This window comes from Arcobacter sp. CECT 8983, from assembly GCF_004118855.1.
In the GTDB taxonomy this organism is placed as follows: Bacteria; Campylobacterota; Campylobacteria; order Campylobacterales; family Arcobacteraceae; genus Halarcobacter.
Window position 1 is genome coordinate 52,903 of the sequence record NZ_PDKF01000003.1, and the last position, 16,148, is coordinate 69,050.

Sequence of the window (16,148 nt, forward strand, 5' to 3'; positions counted from 1 at the left end):
AAGTAGATATTAACAATAACTTAAATAATGATTTATTTATTAATTCAGGACTATAAAGAGTACTCATTTTGAAAACTAACATATAAAAAAGTATAATTTTATAATAAAGGTTAAAAATGATAGGAATAGATATAGTTTCAATTGATAGAATCAAAAATATGTATGAAAAGTTTGGGCGAAAAGCTTATGAAAGATTTCTAAAGGATGAAGAAATTGAATTAATAAAAAGATTTGAAACAGCAGCTGGTTTTTGGGCTGCAAAAGAAGCAGCAAGTAAAGCAATAGGTACAGGCATTGGGAAAGAGTGTTCCTTTCATGATATAAAAATTAAAAAAAGCAAAAAAGGAGCACCTAAATTAAAGTACTCTAAGGCATTGAGAAAAAAATATAATATTAAAAAAACATCCCTTTCAATAACACATGATAAAGGTGTTGCAATAGCAGCAGTATATAATTTAATTAAATAAAGAGATTAATTTTTATTAAGGTATCTTTCTAAAATAATTTTTGCAGCAAGGGAATCAACTCTACCATCTCTTTTGTATTTGATATCGCCTTTCATCAAATCTTCTGCTTCTATTGAGCTCATATTCTCTTCTTGAAAGATAACTTCTTTTTTAAAATCAAGCAAATTTACAAAATGTTTTATTCTTTTTTGCATATCTTCACTTGCACTAGGAAATCCAACTATTAAAGTGTCAATTTCCCACTCATTTAAAGTTTTTAAAACATCATTAGAAGCTTGGTTTCTATTTTTTCTTAAGATTGCAGGAAGTGGTGTAACAATATCACCTTGCAGGCAAATTGCAAGTCCTATTCTTTTAAGTCCAATATCAATGCAAGCTAACTTCAATCAGTTTCCTTTAGTAAAATTTGGATAATATTATAACCTTAAAAGAATAAAAGTAGGAAAATGTATATGAAATTAGCTGTATTTGATTTCGATTCAACCTTAATGGATGGCGAGACCATAGACTTTTTAGCTAAACCTTTAGGTTTAGAACAAAAAGTTGCAAGTATTACTGAAAAAGCTATGGCAGGAGAGCTTGACTTTTTTGAATCTTTAGTTGAAAGAGTATCTTTACTAAAAGGTTTAGAATATGCAAAAGCTGTAGAAATTTGCAAAGATTTACCACTTATGCCAGGTGCTTTTGAGTTAATTTCTGAACTTAAAAAACAAGACTATAAAGTAGTTTGTTTCTCAGGAGGTTTTAGAATTGGAACAGGTCCAGCAAAAGAGAAACTAGGAATAGATGCAGACTTTTCTAATATTTTACATGAAAAAGATGGAATTTTAACTGGTCTTGTTGGTGGAGATATGATGTTTGGTTTTAGTAAAGGGGACATGATACAAAGAGTTCAAGCTATGCTTGGAGTATCACCAGAAAGTACTTTAGTAGCAGGCGATGGAGCAAATGATGTTTCAATGTTCCCTTATGCAGCAAAAAAAGTTGCATTTTGTGCTAAAGATATACTAAAAAAAGAGGCTAATATCATTGTTGATGAAAAAGATTTAACAAAAATATTAAAATATATCTAATAGGAATTTATTTCCTATACTAAAAGAAGATATAAAAGAAAAAGTCTCTTTTAATAGGGACTATAAAAGGAGAAAACATGAGTTTAAAAGAAGATATTAATTACTCTTTATGGTGTGATTTTATAGAAAGAGATTTTTTAGAAAATAAATTTCAGGATATTATTAAAGATGAAGTAATTCATGGAGCAACTTCGAATCCAGCAATCTTTGAATCTTCTATTACAAATTCAGCAGCATATGATCAACAACTTCAAATGCTAAAAGCAAATGAAGCAAAAACTATTTATGAAGAGTTAGCAGTTTCTGATATTAGAAGGGCTGCTGAACTTTTATATGATTTACATTTAGAAGATAATAATGATGGGTTTATTTCAATTGAAGTTGATCCAACACTTTGTGATGATACAAAAGGTACTGTAGAAGAAGGAATGAGACTAAATTCTTTAATCGGTGAAGACAATGTTATGATTAAAGTACCAGCTACTGAAGCTGGTTATGAAGCAATGAAAGAGCTTACAAGTGCAGGTATTCATGTAAATGCAACATTGATTTTTTCTCCAGAACAAGCTATTAAATGTGCACAAGCACTTGATGCAGGAATTAAGGCTTCAAATAAAGATATTAAAGCTGTTATCTCTGTATTTGTTTCAAGACTTGATAGAATGTGCGATAATAGAATGATTTCAAAAGGTTTAGAAACAGCAAAACTTGGAATAATAAATGCAACTAAGTGTTACCATGAAGTTGAAAAGTTTGAAAATAAAAATATAAGAACACTTTTTGCAAGTACAGGAGTTAAGGGTGATGAGTTAAGAGCAAGTTATTATATTGATACTTTAATTTATCCTCACTCAGTAAATACAGCTCCATTAGCTACAATTGAAGATTGGTTAGAAAATGGTCAAAAAACACCTTCTAAGATAATAAGTGAAGAAGAGTGTAACAAATACTTTAAACTATTAGAATCAAAAGGTATTGATGTAAAAGAAGTATATATAAAGCTTTTAAATGATGGTTTAGAAGCATTTAAAAACTCTTTTGCAGATCTACTAAATAAACTATCAAGAAAAGCAGATTAAAGTAGTTTTACTACTTTAATCCTTCCCATTTTCCAGTCAACTTAAAGTTCTTTTTGGATAAAATTTTTCCAATTTCAATAGTAAAAAAGGTTATAGAATGAAAGCTTGGAGTCCAAATAGCTGGAGAGATTTCCCTATTAAGCAACAACCAACATATAAAGATTTAGAAAAATTGAAAAAAGTTGAGAGTGAATTAGCTTCTTATCCTCCACTGATTTTTGCAGAGGAAGCAAGAAATCTAAAAGCACAACTAGCTAATGTAGTAAATGGAAAATCATTTTTATTACAAGGTGGAGACTGTGCTGAATCATTTAATGCTTTTAACGCAAATAATATAAAAGATTTATTTAAAGTAATGATGCAAATGGCGATTGTTTTAACTTTTTCAGGGGGATGCCCCGTTGTAAAAGTAGGAAGAATTGCAGGTCAATTTGCAAAGCCAAGATCTGCAGACTTTGAAGAAGTAAATGGAATTGCTTTACCTTCATATAGAGGTGATATTGTTAATAATATGGGCTTTAATGAAAAAGATAGAGCGCCAAAAGCAAAAAAACTATTAAAAGCATATAATCAAAGTGCTGCAACACTTAACCTTTTAAGAGCATTTGCAAGGGGTGGTATGGCTGATTTAAATAAAGTTCATTCGTGGAACCTTGATTTTGTAAAAGATAATACATTGGGTGAAATGTATGAAAACTTAGCAAATAAGATTTCTGAAACTTTAGATTTTATGCAATCATGTGGAATCACTGCTGAAAATACAGCTCAATTAAAAGAGACTGTTTTATATACTTCTCATGAAGCATTACTTCTAAATTATGAAGAAGCTCTTACAAGAAAAGATTCATTAACTGGTGATTGGTATGATTGTTCTGCTCATATGTTATGGATAGGTGATAGAACAAGAGAGCTTGATGGTGCACATTTGGAGTATTTTAGAGGTATCAAAAATCCTATTGGATGTAAAGTTGGTCCTTCAATGCAAGAAGATGAGTTAATTAAACTAATTGATGCATTAAACCCAGAAAATGAAGCAGGAAGATTAAATCTAATTGTTAGAATGGGTAACGAAAAAATTGCTGATAAATTCCCAAATTTACTTAAAAGAGTAAAAGAAGAAGGGAAAAATGTATTATGGTCATCTGATCCAATGCATGGTAATACTATTAAAACTGATAATGGATATAAAACAAGAGATTTTGAATCTATTTTAGGGGAAGTAAAACAATTCTTCCAAATTCACAAAGCTGAAGGAACTTATGCAGGTGGAATTCACTTAGAAATGACTGGACAAAATGTAACAGAATGTACAGGAAGTTCAAGTTCTGCTATTACAGCTGAAGGTCTATCTAGTAGATACCATACTCAATGTGATCCAAGACTAAATGCTGATCAAGCATTAGAATTATCATTTATGATTGCTGAAACTTTAAAGGAAGCAAGAGCTTAATACTTTATAAGAAGAGTTAAAACTCTTCTTATAAATAAACAACAATTCAATATTCTTTTTGTATAATCAATATAATTATTTTTTAAGGATAATATATATGTATAAAGAGATATTTAAAAGAACATTAGATTTATTAGTTGCGAAGAAAAATATTTTAATAAAAGCTTTGATTATTCCTTTTATTATTTTAACAATAATTGAGAACTATTTTCCTATTGATATGCGAAGTATTACTTTAGGTGCAGAAAATACTTTTAGTAATAGTTTACTACCGCTTATTTTAATTTTACTTTCTTTTTTAATAAGTGTTCTAATGTCAATAACAGTTCATAGAATACTTTTACTACCTGAAAATAAAACTCCCACTTTTGGAATCCTAACTTTATCAAAAAGAGAACTTACTTTTATGTTAAAAGTAATTTATATGACAATCTTTTTAGTGCTATTTGCTTTGATATTGTATGTTGGATTACTATTTCTAGCAAAAGCTATTTTTGATGCATTATTTGGTTCTTTTGTAGCAAATATTTTTGCTACAGCAAGTATTGTTATTATTGGTATTTCTGTATTAATTTTATTTTCAAGAATGTCTTTAACTTTTCCTACAATAGCAGTTGATAAGCCAATAGGACTTTTTGATTCTTTAACTTTAACGAAAAACCATAAGACTTTAGTTTTTTTTACAGTTGTGGTTATACCTTTAATATTAGCTACATTACTTAGTTTTGTTTATGGATTGGTAATTGAATTTTTAATGGCTTTAATCTCACAAAAGCTTTCTGTTTTATACTCTTTATTAAATGTTTTTATAACAGTTCTAATAATAGCTTTTATCTCTGTTACATATGAATATTTAATTAATCATCAACCTATAAAAGAAGAAAAAACACTTAGCGAACCTGAAATTACAAGATCTGATAATAGTTTTAAAATTAGTATTGATGACAGATACAATTTAAGTTTTGAGAGTTTAAAAGAAGAGTTATTTAATCAGTATAATAAAATGGGTTTTAAAAATATTGTTATAGATAAACCAAATAGTTGGATGTTAAAAAATATAGAGTCTGATAAGGCATATATTATGTTATCACATAAAGACAATTTTTATGAAGTAGAAACTTTTAATATAGAAAAAGAACCTATTTTAGATATAAAGAGACTATAAAAAGGTCTCTTTATAAAGCTCTTCATTAAAACCTATCATTACATCATCATTGTATTCAATAACAGGTCTTTTTAAAAGCATTGGTTCTTTAATAAGCCACTCAAGTTTTCCAGAATCATCTAAATTTAATTCTTTTAATTTTAGAGTTCTATATTTAGTTCCTTTTGAGTTAAAAGCAATATTTATTCCAGCTTTTTGTGCCCAAGTAGTGATTGATTGAGCTGAAGGAGCATCTTTTCTTATATCAGAAAACTCTACTTCTATATTATTGTCTTTAAAAAACTTTAATGCATTTCTTACTGAATTACAAGTTTTTATTCCATAAACTTTTATCATATAGGTGCTCCTTTATTATTCAATGATTTTAGGTACTATAAAGTATCCATCTTCACTTTTGGGAGCATTATCTAAAATATAATTAGATAGTTCTAAATCTTGCTTTGCTTCATCTTCTCTTAAAGGAGTTCCACCTTCTACAGTGTTGAAAGTAGCTTCAATATTTGATACGTCAATTTCATTTAGATTTTCAACAAAGTTAATAATATCAGCTAGTTCTGATTTTAGGTTCTCTTTTCTAGAGTCTTCAATTTCTAAGCTTGATAATTTTGATAATTTTTCAATTAATTTATCATCTACAGTCATAATTTTCCTTAACTTGTAAAGTGGTCAAATTATAACTAAAAAGAGTTTTAGAATAATTAAATAGAAAAAACAGATTGTTTTCCTTAGTTTTAGTAAACTCTTTTGTTCTTATAAAAAGGTGAATTTCAAAAGAAAACAAGATTTACTAAGTATGTTGATGATAAACTTCAAAAAGACATGAAAGATATTGAAAAAGAAAAAGGAATAAATAGTGATGAAGATAAAAGAGAAAAAACAATTGAAAAAAGCATCAATTGATAAAACTTTAATTGTATTAATTGTTTTAGTATTATTTTTTTCTTACTTAGTAATTAAAAACTTTATGATGTAAAAGAGGAATTATTTTCCTCTTTTTTCATAGAACTCTTTTTTAAACTCTACCCAGTTATCTTCTAAGATTGCTTCTCTAGCTTGAGTCATAAGATTTAAGTAGTATCTAATATTATGCATTGAAGCAAGTCTAAAATATGTAATCTCATTGGCACGGAATAAATGATTTAAATAGGCTTTTGTAAAGTTTTGGCAAGTATAACAATCGCACTCTTCATCAATAGGACTTGGGTCTTCTTTATACATTGCTTTTTTGATATTTACTCTTCCTGTACTTGCAAATAAAGTTCCATTTCTAGCATTTCTTGTTGGCATAACACAATCAAACATATCAACACCACGTTCAATATTCTCAATTAAGTCCTCAGGAGTTCCAACTCCCATAAGGTATCTTGGTTTATCAAGTGGCATAAAATCTGTTGTCCACTCAACTGTATCATACATATCTTGATTTGGTTCTCCAACAGATAGCCCACCAATAGCAAAACCATCAAAATCAGTCATAGCACAAAGTTGTTGGGCACTCATTTTTCTAAACTCTTTATCTGTACCACCTTGAATAATTGCAAAGATATTTTGATCTACTCCAATACCTTTTGCTTGTTGCTCTTTATGATAAGTAATAGCTTTTTCTGCCCATGCAGTTGTTCTTTCAATAGATTTTTGAATTCTCTCTTTTGTATTAGGAAGAGCCACTAAGTCATCTAAAATCATCATAATATCACTACCTAAATCATACTGTGTATCAAGTACACTTTGAGGTGTAAAGTAGTGTTTACTTCCATCAATATGTGATTTAAAAGTAATTCCATTTTCATCAGGTTTTGAGTTATCACTTAAAGAGAAAGCTTGGAAGCCTCCACTATCTGTTAAAAAAGAGTTTGGAAACTTTGAAAAGCCATGAAGTCCACCAAACTTTTTGACAAGTTTACTTCCTGGTCTTAAATATAAATGGTATGTGTTTCCTAATATAATCTTAGCACCCATTGATAATAAATCATTTGCATCAAGTGCTTTTACTGTTGCTTGAGTTCCTACTGGCATAAAAACAGGAGTTTTTATCTCACTGTGGGCTGTTTTTATCGTACATGCTCTTGCTTTATGATGTGAAGTTGCATCAATTTTAAATTCCATAAAAAATATTCCTTTTATTATTAAAAATATGATTATATCTAAACAAAAGTAAATGATTAGAGATAAAAAGATATAATCTTGTCATGAAAAAGATATTAGTTATTCTTGATGGTATTGTTGCAAAAAAATTAATGAAAAGAATTGTTGAGTCAAATACGACAGAAAACAATTATGATGTAGTTTATATGAATGATGCAATATTGCCTGAGCAAAAACCTTCAAACTTTACATTTTATAAGTTTGACCCAACATCAGAATCTAAGTTAGCTATGGTACTTGATAAAGATATTCATATTCAAGCATTAGTAGCTCTTAACTCAAAAGATGAGATGTTAAATGTAATTAAAAATATAAAGGCACGAAAAAATACTTTGCATATTTCTATTTTAGATTACTGGGGGATTGAAATAGAAGATCCATATTTAAATATCTATAAAGGTATTGAAGTATTGGCAAATGGTATGGTTGAAAGACTTCCAAATATACCTGTTATGGCTCAAAACATAGGGTTAAAGCAAGGTGAAATTATGGAAATAAAAATTCCATTTGGTAGTTCATATGCCTATAGATATATTGGTTCTATTGAACAAAATGAGTGGAAAATATTTGGTCTATATAGAAATGAAAGATTAATAAATATTAAACCTTCACTTATTTTAAAACCAAATGACATAATTTTAGTAATTGGGAAACCACGAGTTTTAATGCAAGTATATAATGCAATAGGAAAATCACAAGGTCAATTTCCTATGCCTTTTGGACATCATTTATATTTTTATTTGGATATGTATATTGAGTCAAAACAAAGAATATTAGATGTGATCAAAGAAGTGAAGTATTTAAACAACATGTTTAAAAGTACAAAAATGATTATTAGAATAACTAGACCAACTAATGTTGGAGTACTTGATTTAATCAAAGAAAGTTTTAAAGATGATGATTCTGTTTTAATTAGAATGGATTATCACTATGAACCTATGAAAAAACAACTTAAAAATGATATGAAAAAGTATGATATTGGTATGGTTATTCTTACAAATGAAATGTTCAAAGTAAAAGAGTATGCAAAAGAGATTAAAACTCTAACAATACCAATTTATAAGCTAGGAGATGAACTAACAGGAAGTATCAAAAAAACAACTGTTTTAGTAAATGATATAAACTCTTATGAGCAAATTTCTCCTGTAATATTTGATGTTGCAAGTCAATTAAAAACAAAAACAAAAATTTTTGATATGGATCCAATTGGTGAAGAAGAGGATAAAACTACTTTATTAAATCACTTTGAAAATTTAGCAAAGATATTTAATCAAAAAGTTGAGATTATCTCAAATGATAATAATCCAATTAGAGAGCTTAAAAAACAAACGAATACTTTACAGATTTTACCGTTAAAAAATGAGATGTTTAAACAAAGATTCTCTTGGAAATTTTTATATACGAATCCTGATTTAATATCTTTTGATATGAAAAAATATAGTCAATTATTAATACCAGTTATTGAGGAATAAGGAAAAAAATGAGATTTGAAAAATACCCTTTTGAGAAGTTAAGTGAACTTTTAAAAGATATTACACCAAATGCAGATTACGAGCTATCAGCTTTAACAATTGGTGAACCAAAATTTGATACACCACAGTTTATTCAAGATGAGTTAAAAAACACAACTTCTTTTTTACAAAAATATCCAGCAAGTGCAGGATTACCAGAACTAAAAGAAGCAATGCTTTCTTTTGTAAAAAATAGATTTAATGTTGAATTACAAATGAGTGAAATTATACCAACTTTTGGTACGAGAGAAGTTTTATTTAACTTCCCTCAATTTGCACTTTTTGATAAGGAAAATCCAGTTATAGCTTTTACTAATCCTTTTTATCAAATCTATGAAGGTGCAGCAATTGCAAGTAGGGCAGAAGTTATTCATATTGATTTAACTAAGCAGAATAATTTTAAAGCAACACTTAGTGATGAAGAGTTAAAAAGATGTGACTTAGTGATTTTAAATTATCCAAATAATCCTACATCAGCAGAGATGACAAAGGAAGAGTTAGGGCAATGGGTTAAAAAGGCATTAGAGTTTGATTTTATTTTAGTAAATGATGAGTGCTACTCAGAGATTTATTTTGATGAAAAAGATAAACCTGTATCACTGCTTGAAGCAAGTGTTGAGGTTGGAAATACATCTTTTAAAAATGTACTTGTAATGAACTCTATTTCAAAAAGAAGTTCTGCTCCAGGTCTTAGAAGTGGATTTATTGCAGGAGATAAAGAGATTTTAGAAGAGTATATGCAATATAGAACATATGTTGGATGTGCAAGTCCGGTTCCTCTACAAAAAACAGCAGCCTTAGCTTGGAGTGAAACTTCTCATGTAGATGGATTTAGAAAAATATATAAAAGAAATTTTGAATTAGCACAAGAAATTTTAGGAATAAAACCTCCAAAAGCAACTTTTTATATCTGGCTTGAAGTAGAAGATGAATTAGAGTTTACAAAAAATCTTTATAAAGAAAAACACATAAAAGTATTACCTGGAAGTTTCCTTGGTAGAAATGGCATTGGAAAAGGTTATGTAAGAATTGCTTTAGTTGAGAATGAAGAAAGAACAAAAGAAGTATTAACTAGATTAAAGGACTTTATTGATGGATAAACAAGAGTTACAAGAAGCTAGAACTAATCCAGAATTTTTGGATTATTTAGAGACAACAAGAATCAATGCAATAGCAGCGAAAGATATTGCAGCACTTTATGAAGTTTTAGATTCAATGTTGATTCTAGATTTAGATGAAGAAAAAATAAACTCTGTTTATCAAACAATCTTAGAAACATCATTTGAAAAAGTAGAAGTTATTGTAAATAATAATCAAAAATTATCTTTAGAAAATGACCAATTATTTTATGTAAGAGCACTTTATGAGCATGGTATTGAAAAGTGGAGTTATGATAATTTTGATGGTGCGAAGGATTTATTATTTGTATTATCAAATATTGTTGAAGATGAAACTTTAAAAGAGTCTTTACTAGTTCATATTATAGCTTTAACAAATAAAGTCTCACTAGAGGATTTTTATGAAAAAGAAGTGAATTTAAATGCTTGCAATAGTGAAGAGAAATACGGATATTTTATTACAAGTTTCAATAATGACATTAAAACTTTGTTAGAAGATAATAGTGAACTTCTAAAAAAAGAGTTTGAAAATTTAAAACATTTATTGGAATCTTAATGAAAGTACATTTTATTGGTATTGGTGGAATAGGGCTTTCAGCCCTTGCAAGATTTTTAAAAAATGATGGTTATGATGTTTGTGGTTCTGATATAAAAAGTTCTCCTATTACAAAAGCATTAGAAAGTGAAGGCATTAAAGTTTTTTGTCCACAAGATGCAAAAAATATTAGCGATGATTTAGATATTGTTATTTATTCAGCTGCTGTTACAGATGAAAATCCTGAGTTAATTGAAGCAAGATTAAAACAAATAAGAACTATTTCAAGAAAAGAGGCTTTACCTATTATTTTAGGGGATAAGAAAAACTATTGTGTAGCAGGAGCACATGGTAAATCAACTACAACAGCAATCTTAGCTTCTATCTTAGAAAGTTCTGCACTAATTGGAGCTATTTCTAAAGATTTTGGTTCTAACTTTAGATATATAAATGATTTAGTTGCTTTTGAAGCTGATGAATCAGATGCTTCTTTTTTACTTTCAAATCCTTATTGCTCAATTGTTACAAATGCTGAACCAGAACATATGGAATACTATCAATATGACTATAAAAAGTTTTTTGAAGCCTATAAAAAGTTTATCAATTTAGCTGAAAAAAGAGTTTTAAATGGTGAAGATGAGTATATAAAAAAACTTGATATAAAAGAAGCAACTTACCTTTATCCAAGTAAAGATATTAAAAACTTATCATATCTTTTAAAAGATGGTGAGCCCCACACAAAATTTGATTTAAAAGAGCTTGGTTCTTTTGAAGTTTGGGGTTTTGGTTATCATATTGCAATTGACGCATCATTAGCTATTTTAGCAGCACTTGAAGAGCTTGATGTAGAGCAGATTAGAAAGAACATTTTAAACTATAAGGGAATCAAAAAAAGATTTGATATTGTCCAAAAAAATAAAGACCTTGTAGTAGTTGATGATTATGCTCATCATCCAACAGAAATTGAAGCTACAATGAAATCTGTTGAAGTGTATGATAACTTAACTAATATAAATAAAAGAGTTGTTATTTGGCAACCACATAAATATAGTAGAACCAATGACAATCTAGAAGGCTTTAAAAAGTGTTTTAGAAGATGTGATGAATTAGTTATATTACCAATTTGGACTATTCCTGGAGAACAAAAAATCGACATAGATTTTAAAAAAGAGTTTTCAATGTATAATCCTACTTTTACTGATAGTTTAAAAACTACTAATGGGAAAATAGAACTTATAAAAGATGGAAAAATTATTAAAACAATTACAGATGGTATAGTTTTAGGTGTAGGAGCTGGTGATATAACATACCAATTAAGACATAGTTAGTAATTTAATTTTCAGTAAAGTTTTTAATAATAAAATAGAGTTGTTATCATTATGATTAAGGCATAAAAATGAAAATATTAGTTAAAAAGTTTATGAAAAGTGAGTCAACTTCTGGACTTATTTTGATATTTGTAACAATTATAGCTTTACTCTTACGAAACTCTGATTATTCTGGGTTTTATACTACTTTTTTACATACTAATATCACTTTTAAAATTGAAAGTATTTTAGATATTGATAAACCATTAATTTTGTGGATAAATGATGGTTTGATGGCTATTTTCTTCTTACTTATTGGTTTGGAAATAAAAAGAGAACTTATAGCAGGTCATCTTTCCAGTCCTTCCAAAATAGCACTTCCAGCAATAGCTGCACTTGGAGGAATGGTAGTACCAGCTGTTATCTTTGTAATATTTAATTATGGGGATGACTTTGCTTTACGAGGCTGGGCAATTCCTACAGCAACTGATATTGCTTTTGCTTTAGGTATTTTATCCCTTTTAGGAAAAAGAGTGCCAACAACCTTAAAAATCTTTTTAATGGCACTTGCTATTTTTGATGATTTAGGTGCTATTTTAATTATTGCAATGTTCTATACTTCAGATTTATCTTTTCATGCTATATCTATGGCAGCAATTTGTATTTTGCTTCTAATTATTTTAAATAGATTTCATGTGACAAAATTAGGTTTTTACTGGATTATAGGTGCAATACTTTGGATTTTTGTATTAAAGTCAGGTGTTCATGCAACTTTAGCAGGAATTATTGTTGCTTTTACAATTCCATTAAATGCAATAAATGAAAAAAGAAGAAGAGTCTCTCCTGCAAAAACAGTAGAACATCAACTTCATTATTGGGTTGCTTTTTATATTTTGCCTCTATTTGCTTTCGTAAATGCAGGAGTTGATTTAAGAGATATGTCAATAGAAAAAATAACTACAGGTGTTTCATTAGGTGTTATTCTTGGTCTTTTTGTTGGAAAACAATTAGGAGTATTTTTATTTACTTTTTTAGCTGTTAAATATAAATTAGCAAATCTTCCTAAATGTGCAACTTGGCAACAGATATATGGAGTTTCTGTTTTAACTGGTATTGGGTTTACAATGAGTTTGTTTATTAATTCACTAGCTTATAATGAATCAGATGTATTTTTTTACACTGATAAGTTAGCTATATTAATTGGTTCTTTTTTATCTGGTATTTTAGGATATTTAATAATTAGATTCTCTAAGGGTAAAAAAATGTGTAGTACCTAAGTTAGAAAGTGGGCTTGATTAGCCCATTTTCAACTATAATACTTCCTTCAAGTTCTAACTCAAATATTTTACTAGCATACTTTGATATAGCATCTTCATATCTAGGAAAAGTTTTCAAATAGCTTGATAATTCATCTTCTTTTTTTTCAATACTGCAAAATGAGTTTAGAAAGGTTTCAATACAATAAATAGGTTCTATTAAACCTTTTTCCAAAAGTTTTTGCGTTCCAATACTCTCATCTAATCTATGGGGAATTGTATATACTTTTTTACCCATTTTAAGTGCATAATCTATTGAGGTTAAGGTTCCACTTTTTTCATCTGCATAAGTTACAATCAGTACTTCTCCAAGAGAGACAACTATCTCATTTCTTTGTACAAAGCTATAATTTCTAGCCTTTTCACCTTCTTTATACGAACTAAGCATTAAACCTTTTTGTTCAATCTCTTCTATTAGCTTTTTATTAATAGTTGGGTATTTTATGTCTAAACCATTTGCTACAACTGCAATTGTATTTTGTGGTGTTGCTGCTTTATGAGCTATACTATCAACGCCAATAGCAGCACCACTTACAACTACAATATTTCTTTGTGCAAAACCTTGAGAAAGAAGATGAGTCATTTTTTGAGAATACAAGTTTGGTTTTCTACTTCCTACTATAGATATTTTTCTTTTATTTAATAGCTTTTTGTTTCCAATGTAAAAAAGTTCATTTGGGTACTTTTTCATTGAGTCTAATTCTTTTATATGAAAATCAATTTTATCTTTCATTTTAAAACCTTGAATTTTAAAATAATATAGAAATTAAACTTTAAAAATAATAAATAAAATTATAAAATAGGAAGTTGATTTATGTAGATTAGTTCTAAATCTTTTAATAAAGGTTTTGATTCTTTAAGTACTTTTAGAGTTATATTATGAGGGTGACCTATAGCAATAGCATAACCTCTTTTATTTGCAATTCTTATTGCTTTTTTTAATTGATTTTGTATATAGTCAAATTTTTGTTCATTGTCTAAAAATATATTTCTTGCAATATATGGCATTTTATATTTTTTTGCCATAATTTTACCCTTACTTTTACTTGTAGTTCTACTATCTACAAAAGTGAAATTATATTTTTTTAAAGCTTTAAATAGTTTATCCATAGCTTGAGTATCTTGAGTAAATTTACTTCCTGTATGGTTATTTGTAAATTGTGCAGTTGGATACCAATTTCTTATTTGAGCAACTCTTTTTTCAATCTTTTCATAAGAGTCTTTAATATGAAGTGTTCCTTGTTCTTCACCTTTGAAAAATTTTGCTTCCATTGGAAAATGAATCATATAAAAAGGTAATCCATTTACCATCTCAATTGTACTTCCATTTCTTGAAGTAGGAGGAAGAATTGACATTGTTGCTTTGTAACCAATATTATTAATCTTATTTATTTGATATTGTGTTGTAACATCATCTATAACAATTGCAAGTTTAGGTTTATTTGTTTTAAAAGGAAGTGGTTGATGAAATACTGGTACTTCTTTTGTTTGAATTTCATCTTCTTTTTTAGTTTCTTTATTAAGTTTTTTTTCTTCTGATATTTTTATTGTATCTTTTGTTTTTTCATGAATATACTCTTTATATAAATCTTCAGTATATTCTTCAAATTTATCTTTTTTTACTTCAATATTTTTTACATATTTATCTAATTTATCTTCACTTGTTTTTTGTATTTTGCTTATATCGTTTTTAATTCTTTTTTCAATTTTTGAAATGTCTTTTTTAGATTCTTCAATTTTATTATTATCGATTAAATATATTAAAATCCCAATTGCAATAATTAGGGCAAGTATTATTATTAATAATATATTAATCAGTTTAAAATTAATATTTTGTGATTTAGTATGTTTTGGTTTAGTAGATTTTCGTCTAGTTTTTCTTTTAGCCATATATAAAAAAGAAGTAAGAGAGAATAAACTCTCTTACTTAAATAATTAGTTTTTGTCTTGATCTACAATTTTGTTAGATGCAATCCATGGCATCATTGATCTTAACTGAGAACCAGTTTGCTCAATTAAAGAAGCTCTAGAGTTCTTTCTTTCAGCATTCATTCTTGGGTATCCAGCTTGACCTTCTAAGATAAAGTCTTTAGCAAATCTTCCATCTTGAATCTCTTTTAATAATTCTTTCATTGCTTGTTTAGACTCATCATTGATAACTCTTTTACCAGCAATATAATCACCATATTCAGCAGTATTTGAAATAGAATATCTCATATCTGCAATACCACCTTCATACATTAAGTCAACGATTAATTTTAATTCGTGTAAACACTCAAAGTATGCCATCATCGGATCATATCCAGCTTCAGTTAAAGTTTCGAAACCAGCTTGAACTAATGCAGTAGCTCCACCACATAATACAGCTTGCTCACCGAAAAGGTCAGTTTCTGTTTCATCTTTGAAAGTAGTTTCAATAATTCCAGTTCTTCCACCACCGATTGCTGAAGCATATGCTAAAGCTACATCTTTAGTGTCACCAGATGCATCTTGGTGAATAGCGATTAAGTCAGGAATTCCCCCACCTTTAGTAAACTCAGATCTTACAGTATGACCTGGAGCTTTTGGAGCAACCATCATTACATTGATGTTAGCTGCTGGAGCAATTCTTCCATAGTGGATGTTGAAACCGTGTCCAAATGATACATATGCACCATCTTTTAAGTTATCTTTGATTTCATTTTCCCAGATATCAGCTTGATTTTCATCTGGTAATAAAATTACAACAACGTCAGCTGCTGCAGTTGCATCTGCTACAGTTTTAACTTCAAAACCTTTAGCTTCTGCTTTTTTCCAAGATGAACCATTTTTTCTTAAACCAACAATAACTTCAACACCAGAGTCTCTTAAGTTTTCTGCGTGTGCGTGACCTTGTGAACCAAAACCAATCATTGCAACTTTTTTAGATTTAATTAATTCAATATTACAATCTTTATCGTAGTAAACGTTTAATGCCATTACTGTGTACCTCTTCTCAAAATT

General features: G+C 28.3%; 17 protein-coding genes. 10 read left to right on the forward strand and 7 right to left on the reverse strand.

The features are described 5' to 3' along the window. The first annotated feature begins 116 nt into the window (after positions 1-116). Positions 117-467 carry a holo-ACP synthase gene (gene acpS / locus CRV01_RS02380; protein ID WP_129006649.1) on the forward strand — a complete coding sequence of 117 codons (351 nt, stop codon included), beginning with the start codon at positions 117-119 and terminating at the stop codon, positions 465-467. Between the two features lie 5 nt (positions 468-472). Here the strand turns inward: acpS and ruvX are convergent, their stop codons facing one another. Further along, entirely contained in the window at positions 473-853 is a 381-nt protein-coding gene (gene ruvX, locus CRV01_RS02385; protein ID WP_129006650.1) for a Holliday junction resolvase RuvX, read from the reverse strand. A 66-nt stretch (positions 854-919) separates the two neighbouring features. Between ruvX and serB the strand changes: the two genes are divergently transcribed. The 4 genes from serB to CRV01_RS02405 all read left to right on the forward strand — a co-directional run bounded on the left by serB (position 920) and on the right by CRV01_RS02405 (position 5,234). Further along, a complete protein-coding gene (serB, locus tag CRV01_RS02390; protein ID WP_129006651.1) occupies positions 920-1,540 on the forward strand; it encodes a phosphoserine phosphatase SerB in 621 nt (206 codons plus the stop codon). A gap of 77 nt (positions 1,541-1,617) precedes the next feature. Next, positions 1,618-2,619 (forward strand): transaldolase, encoded by a 1,002-nt coding sequence (locus CRV01_RS02395; protein WP_129006652.1) that lies wholly within the window; start codon positions 1,618-1,620, stop codon positions 2,617-2,619. A gap of 97 nt (positions 2,620-2,716) precedes the next feature. Then, positions 2,717-4,069 (forward strand): class II 3-deoxy-7-phosphoheptulonate synthase, encoded by a 1,353-nt coding sequence (locus CRV01_RS02400; RefSeq protein ID WP_129006653.1) that lies wholly within the window; start codon positions 2,717-2,719, stop codon positions 4,067-4,069. A 97-nt stretch (positions 4,070-4,166) separates the two neighbouring features. Continuing rightward, positions 4,167-5,234, forward strand: a complete 1,068-nt coding sequence (locus CRV01_RS02405) for a hypothetical protein (protein WP_129006654.1) — start codon at positions 4,167-4,169, stop codon at positions 5,232-5,234. Here the strand turns inward: CRV01_RS02405 and CRV01_RS02410 are convergent. The 3 genes from CRV01_RS02410 to tgt all read right to left on the reverse strand — a co-directional run bounded on the left by CRV01_RS02410 (position 5,229) and on the right by tgt (position 7,340). Further along, entirely contained in the window at positions 5,229-5,570 is a 342-nt protein-coding gene (locus CRV01_RS02410) for an arsenate reductase family protein (RefSeq protein WP_129006655.1), read from the reverse strand. The genes CRV01_RS02405 and CRV01_RS02410 overlap by 6 nt on opposite strands. Before the next feature lie 15 nt (positions 5,571-5,585). Next, positions 5,586-5,876 carry an Asp-tRNA(Asn)/Glu-tRNA(Gln) amidotransferase subunit GatC gene (gatC, locus tag CRV01_RS02415; RefSeq protein WP_129006656.1) on the reverse strand — a complete coding sequence of 97 codons (291 nt, stop codon included), beginning with the start codon at positions 5,874-5,876 and terminating at the stop codon, positions 5,586-5,588. A 339-nt stretch (positions 5,877-6,215) separates the two neighbouring features. Continuing rightward, on the reverse strand, positions 6,216-7,340 hold the full coding sequence (gene tgt, locus CRV01_RS02420; protein WP_129006657.1) for a tRNA guanosine(34) transglycosylase Tgt: 1,125 nt from the start codon (positions 7,338-7,340) through the stop codon (positions 6,216-6,218). A gap of 83 nt (positions 7,341-7,423) precedes the next feature. Between tgt and CRV01_RS02425 the strand changes: the two genes are divergently transcribed. The 5 genes from CRV01_RS02425 to nhaA all read left to right on the forward strand — a co-directional run bounded on the left by CRV01_RS02425 (position 7,424) and on the right by nhaA (position 13,127). Further along, entirely contained in the window at positions 7,424-8,851 is a 1,428-nt protein-coding gene (locus CRV01_RS02425; protein ID WP_129006658.1) for a COG3400 family protein, read from the forward strand. Between the two features lie 8 nt (positions 8,852-8,859). Next, positions 8,860-9,990, forward strand: a complete 1,131-nt coding sequence (locus tag CRV01_RS02430) for a succinyldiaminopimelate transaminase (RefSeq protein ID WP_129006659.1) — start codon at positions 8,860-8,862, stop codon at positions 9,988-9,990. Continuing rightward, positions 9,983-10,564 (forward strand): hypothetical protein, encoded by a 582-nt coding sequence (locus tag CRV01_RS02435; protein WP_129006660.1) that lies wholly within the window; start codon positions 9,983-9,985, stop codon positions 10,562-10,564. The genes CRV01_RS02430 and CRV01_RS02435 overlap by 8 nt, the downstream gene beginning before the upstream one ends. Beyond that, a complete protein-coding gene (murC, locus tag CRV01_RS02440; RefSeq protein ID WP_129006661.1) occupies positions 10,564-11,871 on the forward strand; it encodes a UDP-N-acetylmuramate--L-alanine ligase in 1,308 nt (435 codons plus the stop codon). The genes CRV01_RS02435 and murC overlap by 1 nt, the downstream gene beginning before the upstream one ends. A 68-nt stretch (positions 11,872-11,939) precedes the next feature. Next, complete coding sequence (gene nhaA / locus CRV01_RS02445) at positions 11,940-13,127, forward strand: Na+/H+ antiporter NhaA (RefSeq protein ID WP_129006662.1); 1,188 nt, start codon at positions 11,940-11,942, stop codon at positions 13,125-13,127. A 1-nt stretch (position 13,128) separates the two neighbouring features. Here nhaA and CRV01_RS02450 read toward each other — a convergent pair whose 3' ends face one another. From CRV01_RS02450 to ilvC, 3 genes are read right to left on the reverse strand one after another with little or no spacing between them, the layout of a single operon-like run. Continuing rightward, positions 13,129-13,899 (reverse strand): DNA-processing protein DprA, encoded by a 771-nt coding sequence (locus tag CRV01_RS02450; protein WP_129006663.1) that lies wholly within the window; start codon positions 13,897-13,899, stop codon positions 13,129-13,131. 59 nt (positions 13,900-13,958) lie between these two features. Next, the gene (locus tag CRV01_RS02455) at positions 13,959-15,056 is read right to left on the reverse strand and encodes a divergent polysaccharide deacetylase family protein (RefSeq protein ID WP_129006664.1); all 1,098 of its coding nucleotides are present in this window, start codon (positions 15,054-15,056) and stop codon (positions 13,959-13,961) included. A gap of 45 nt (positions 15,057-15,101) precedes the next feature. Next, positions 15,102-16,124 (reverse strand): ketol-acid reductoisomerase, encoded by a 1,023-nt coding sequence (ilvC, locus tag CRV01_RS02460; protein ID WP_129006665.1) that lies wholly within the window; start codon positions 16,122-16,124, stop codon positions 15,102-15,104. Between the last annotated feature and the right edge of the window lie 24 nt (positions 16,125-16,148).